5 protein-coding genes and 2 pseudogenes are annotated in these 5,005 nt (G+C 61.2%); all 7 read right to left on the reverse strand.

Going from position 1 to position 5,005, the window contains the following annotated elements:
• Positions 1-337: pseudogene (locus C1H66_RS20290) on the reverse strand (type VI secretion system tip protein VgrG); the annotation flags it as partial.
• An 8-nt stretch (positions 338-345) separates the two neighbouring features.
• Entirely contained in the window at positions 346-723 is a 378-nt protein-coding gene (locus C1H66_RS20295) for a hypothetical protein (protein ID WP_102629689.1), read from the reverse strand.
• Positions 724-829: 106 nt separating this feature from the next.
• Positions 830-2,719 carry a phospholipase effector Tle1 domain-containing protein gene (locus C1H66_RS20300; protein WP_102629690.1) on the reverse strand — a complete coding sequence of 630 codons (1,890 nt, stop codon included), beginning with the start codon at positions 2,717-2,719 and terminating at the stop codon, positions 830-832.
• Entirely contained in the window at positions 2,716-3,228 is a 513-nt protein-coding gene (locus C1H66_RS20305) for a DUF3304 domain-containing protein (RefSeq protein WP_102629691.1), read from the reverse strand. The genes C1H66_RS20300 and C1H66_RS20305 overlap by 4 nt, the downstream gene beginning before the upstream one ends.
• Entirely contained in the window at positions 3,229-3,816 is a 588-nt protein-coding gene (locus tag C1H66_RS20310; protein WP_170064200.1) for a DUF3304 domain-containing protein, read from the reverse strand.
• A gap of 10 nt (positions 3,817-3,826) precedes the next feature.
• The gene (locus tag C1H66_RS20315; RefSeq protein WP_102629693.1) at positions 3,827-4,588 is read right to left on the reverse strand and encodes a DUF4123 domain-containing protein; all 762 of its coding nucleotides are present in this window, start codon (positions 4,586-4,588) and stop codon (positions 3,827-3,829) included.
• Between the two features lie 3 nt (positions 4,589-4,591).
• Positions 4,592-5,005: pseudogene (locus tag C1H66_RS23330) on the reverse strand (type VI secretion system tip protein VgrG); the annotation flags it as partial.

A 5,005-nucleotide genomic window follows, 5' to 3' on the forward strand; every position in this document is an offset into this window, starting at 1 on the left:
CGCCGCCGGCCCAGCCCTGGCTCACTCTCAGCCAGGCGCTGGCGGTTTCGTTGGGCTCGGCGTAGCGGTCCCAGGGGAACTGCACCTTGACCCGGCCGTGCTCGTCGCAGTGGATCTCCTCGCCCTCGGGGCCGACCACGAAGGCGACCTGGGGGCCGTCGACCCTCGGCTTGGGGTCGGGCACAGGGCGCCAGGCGGTATCGGCGGGGGTCAGCACCAGCTCGTTATGGTACTTGGTCATGCCGGCGCTATCCGCCTGAGTGACACCGTCCTCTTCCAGCGCCTGGGGCTGCGTGCCGTGATGGATCACACTGAACTGGATGCCAGGGGCGACCTGATCATCTCCTAGCCCTCGACACTGTCACGACTCTGGCCGCGGCGATGGTAAAAAAACAGATAGGCAAGTCCAAGCGGTGCGATGAAGATGGCGAACCCCCAGCAAAGCATCATCGTGAATAGCTTGACACTCAGCAGTAGCATGGCGTTGACGAAGAACATGTTATCCCCCATCAGGAATCCCATCGCCTGTTCATAGACGAAGCGTGAGTAGGGGTACAGCAAGGCGTTGACTAGCAGCAGCACCACGAGATCCATCCGAAGTGGCGCTTCTCCCTGCATGACCACAAACAGGAGCAAGGCCGACATGCCGGCACCGAAGAACAGCTGACGCAGGTAGTAGCGCGGTGAAAGGCCACCGAATGTCATGGCGATGAAGTGGCGCATGGATATCTCCTATGATCCGTTTTTCTTTTTTGCCTGTCCGAACCCGGCCAAGCTCTGGTTGGCGGTAGCCATCGCCTAGTGAAACGAACGAGCGGGAAGCGCCCGCTCAGCGCATGGTCCAGCGCTCCATGGCCCCCCTAGGGTGTCGGGTGGGACGCTCTTCTGGTGATGAGTTCGTCTCGACAGGCATGTCCACACCGCGCCAGGCAAAGAAGCGATAGCGCCGGCTGCCCACGCTGGCATTCGCGCCCCCGGCCTGGAATTGCAGTTCCTGATCGTCAGCATGGCGGTCATGAATGCCATAGCGGAACAGGTATGCGACATCACTATTTCGCGTGAAGGTGGCCTCGAGCGCGTCACGCGCCGACTGTGAGCCAACACGGGCCATCCACAGCTCGGCGAGCTTTCCTTCTGTCGCCAGCTGTCGTCGTGTATAGCTGCTGATCTCATTGTTCGCTGCATAATGCTGGCGATTGATGGCCCGCGCTTCCCGGTCGACCTCCTTCAGCCAGCCCCACTGTGCTTCAAGCTCCGCCAGTGCCTGCTCGACTTCCTCGGCGGTAGCGACGATATCCCCCCACTCGGCCGGCTGGGTCAACGAGGCCGTAGGCACGCCCAGCACACCGCTTGGCGTACGGCTCGGCAACGCGTCGAGACGGGCCTCCAGCGTGGCCTTAGTATCGCGGTAGATCAGGTAACGCTTGGCCAGCCAGGATAGGTACAGCTCGGCGTGAGAGAGAAAGCTCTCGGTGCTTGGCTCCCGGTGCCCGCGGGTCGCTTCGACGTAGGCCCCCGCCAGCGAAGGCAGCGTATGGCCATCGATCTCGTCATCGACCATGAAATAAGCTGCCACATCAGGGTTGCGTTGGTAGAGCTGTTCCAGACTGGGCACTGGAACACCAGCCCGATGCGCCATACGGTACATCCGATGCAGCGCATAGCGCGACAGCTCGGCGCTAACCTTCTGCTCACCGGGTTTGAGGCCTCCGCCGACATCCTCGCTGATGCCCGGCAGCAGCTCCTCACGCCAATTGGCCCGCTGCCCCCCAAGCGGCCGGCAGCGGCGGGTGATCCGCCGTTCGTGAGCGGCGATCAGGTGCACAGCACGGCGGCAGGCGGGATGCAACGGGCCACCATCTTCAATGACCGTGACCGTGGGCAACGGCGCTTCCAATAACCCCATATCGGGATGGGTGCGGTGCACGCAATCGAACAGACCGACGAAGGCGACCACCACTTCGGCGTCCTGGTAGCGGTAGGTATCGGCCTGGCGTTCGCATCTCTTGTCGAGAAGCTCGCGGATAAAGGCCTTGGCCAGGGCCGCACCGAAATCGAAGCCGAACACCGAGACACGAATGGTGCGCAGCGGCATACCGGCCGAATTTGCTAGCGCAACTTCTTCCTCGAACTCGCGCATCGCCTTGGTCAGCCGCGATGCCGCGCCGCTGGTCAACAGGTGCGCCATCAAGGGTCTGTCGCGCAGCGGTGACCAGGATTCGACGCCAAGGCGCGCGACGCTGTCGCGCGGTGCTTTCACCCAGCCCTTGAGCGAGCTGAACTGCTGGGCCAGGGTACGCCGGGAGGTCTCCCACCAGGCACGACCGCTCTCTTCCAGCAGACCACTCCCGACCGCTTCGCGGACGCTACCACTCATCTGCTTCTTGAGGGTGTTGCCAACCTCATCGGGCGCCATTCGACCCACCGTTGCCAGGCTCTCGGACGCTCCACTCTCCAGCGGTGTGCCCAGGCCGGGAAGATATAGCTTACGAAAACGTCGACCGGGTTGATCGCTCGTCTGGTCAGGGAACGTTTCGTAGAGACGCGCTACATTGCTAAACCGCCCCTCGGGCTCATCTCGCTCAGCGTGGCGCCCTGAGCCATCGAAGAATACCCCTACCTCCAAGACGCTATGACACGTCATGGCGTCCATAGCGGTTAGATCCTCGGCGGCAGCGCTCAGCGCCTCGCAGTTGGCCAAGATTTCCTCTTCGGTCACGGGTGAGCTCCTTCTTCGACTTGGTCCAAGCGCTTCGGCAAATGGTCATAGGGAGACACTAGATTAGGGCTCCAGCCCAGCTTGACCTCGTGATTGGGCAGGAAATGCACGTGCAGGTAGCGGTCTTCCCGCGTGCGCTCCGGCATGGGTAGTGTCACACGGTGTCCTTCGGGCTCATCGCCACGCTCGAACTCCTCGACGGTCCGCCCATAAACCCACTCCACTTCGGCGGTATCGCCGCTGATACGCTGGCAGCACACGGTCCCCCCCCCTCCATAAGGACCAAGATTCCCCCCCCAGCGACCATTGACCCAAAAGCGGTGGATAGGACGATCGATATGGCTATGCCCACGAATGGAGGTGTCCGTGGGCATGGGGTGCAAGTCAGGCAAGAAGAACAACCACACGACATAACCGGCAAGCAGTGCCCCCAGCCCCCAGCGCACTCTCTTGGGCAGGCCGTACCAGATATTGTCGACCAGCCAGTTCCAGATCCAATTCACCAGCATTTATTGCTCCTGATAGCGGGCCACGTCGGGGCGGTTTGGCAGATCAGCATAGGGCGAAATCAAATCCGGGCTCCAGCCTAGCCTGACCTCATGATTGGGAAGAAAATGCACGTGCAGGTAGCGGTCTTCCCGGGTGCGCTCCGGAATAATAACGTGTAGGGTGTGCTCCTCCTCATTCCGAGGTGGGTGTAACGTAAGTACCGCCAGTGAGGTGTCAGATCGTCTTCTTTCCTCGTACTCTTCATATTCTTCTTTTGTGGTGACATCGACATACCACAAGATTTCTTCCTCATCCCTTCTGAATGACCAGCAGCATGTCATGCCATACCAGTCATCCCAATGGCCCTTGATATATTGCCGCCTCTCGACGTCTTTCCAACCTTCGTCGTCTAGCTCTCGATTACCACCCCAGCTGTCGTTCACCCAGTACGTGACAACGGGGTTGTGGGTATGGTTATGGCCTACAAGAGTAGCCTTTGGAACATGAAAAATAAGCCAAGATAGAAAAGCAAAAAAAATACCAAAAAATGTCCACCACACCCACAATGGGGCAAGGTTGATATATCGGCTAAGGGATCTGTAGGTCACAAAATTCTCCCTAGCGTACTTGGTCAAGTAAGCGGCGGTAGACATAGGCCAGGCGCTCACTGCGATGAACCAATCCCGCTTCGGTCGCGGCCAAGAGTGCTGCTTCCACTCGCTGCGAGCGAGCACAAGCGCACACGCCGGCAAAAAGGTCCGGATGCTGCTGGGTGAGCAAGCGAGTAGCGGTGCGTACCTCAGGGTCGCCATGCAGCGCTTGGTAAAGCGAGGAGGACAATGTCAACTGCCATGGCGATTCGAGAGGCTCCTGCACCGGCATGGCACCCAGTGCCTGCCAGCCCCGATCATCGCCCCGCTGCCACCACTGCTCGATGCCACCGAACAGAGAGCGATGCCAATCGGCTTGGGTCTCGGCATGCAATTGCCGGATGACCCGGGACAGGTAGAACCGCAATAGGGCCGGCGGCTCACCAGCCGGATACGCCACCATGGCAGGCGCCAGTTGGCCGGCCAAGCGAGAGATCGCCATGCGGCTTTCGATCCAGGCTTGAAGGCCGCAACCAAGCTTATCCTGTGCTGACAGCTCAGCCATCGACTCGAACGTTACCTCGAATAACCATGGACCTTCGGCAGCCAGATGCGGCTGCCGGTCATCCTGCAGCAAGGGGCAGGCCGTGACGCCCGGTGTCTCGAATAGAGCAGTGCGCGAAGCGGGTTCGAGAAGGCCCAACTCGACCAGTGCCGTGCGCTTGAATTCCTCTTCCGCTGGCCAGGACTGCCGTTGCCAGTCGGCGGGGATGTGGGCGATCTCAGCCATACGCTATCGTCCTGCCTGGATCATCGTTTGCCCCGAGGCCAGAGCCTCCTGCCAGCACTCCTCGCAGATCTCCGGCAGTTGGAGACGCGTGGTCAGCAGCGCATCTTGCGTAACGCCCTCGATGCGCTGATGCGCTTCAGCCATTGCGCGCTGGGGTAGTTCCGGGGACTGCGCCCCCTGCCCACTCCCCGAGCCCGGGCTGCCGCCGGAGTTGATCTTGACCTGGGCGCCGACGATGGTGATGCCGCTGGGGTCGAGCTTGATGAAGCTGCCGCCGGCCCTCAGCGTGATCTCGGCGCCGGCGTCGATGACGGTCTTGCTGCCGGCCTTGTGGTGCACTTCCTGGCCGGCTTCGATGAGCTGGGCGCGGGCGGTCTTCTCGTGGCGCGTGGAGCCGACGATCAGGTGGTCGTCGCC

It is taken from the genome of Halomonas heilongjiangensis, from assembly GCF_002879645.1.
GTDB lineage: Bacteria > Pseudomonadota > Gammaproteobacteria > Pseudomonadales > Halomonadaceae > Halomonas > Halomonas heilongjiangensis.

Bases quoted from the DNA above. Each gene is read 5' to 3' on its own strand.
- C1H66_RS20295 (WP_102629689.1), bottom strand. From the start codon at position 723: ATGCGCCACTTCATCGCCATGACATTCGGTGGCCTTTCACCGCGCTAC.
- C1H66_RS20305 (WP_102629691.1), bottom strand. From the start codon at position 3,228: ATGCTGGTGAATTGGATCTGGAACTGGCTGGTCGACAATATCTGGTAC.
- C1H66_RS20315 (WP_102629693.1), bottom strand. From the start codon at position 4,588: ATGGCTGAGATCGCCCACATCCCCGCCGACTGGCAACGGCAGTCCTGG.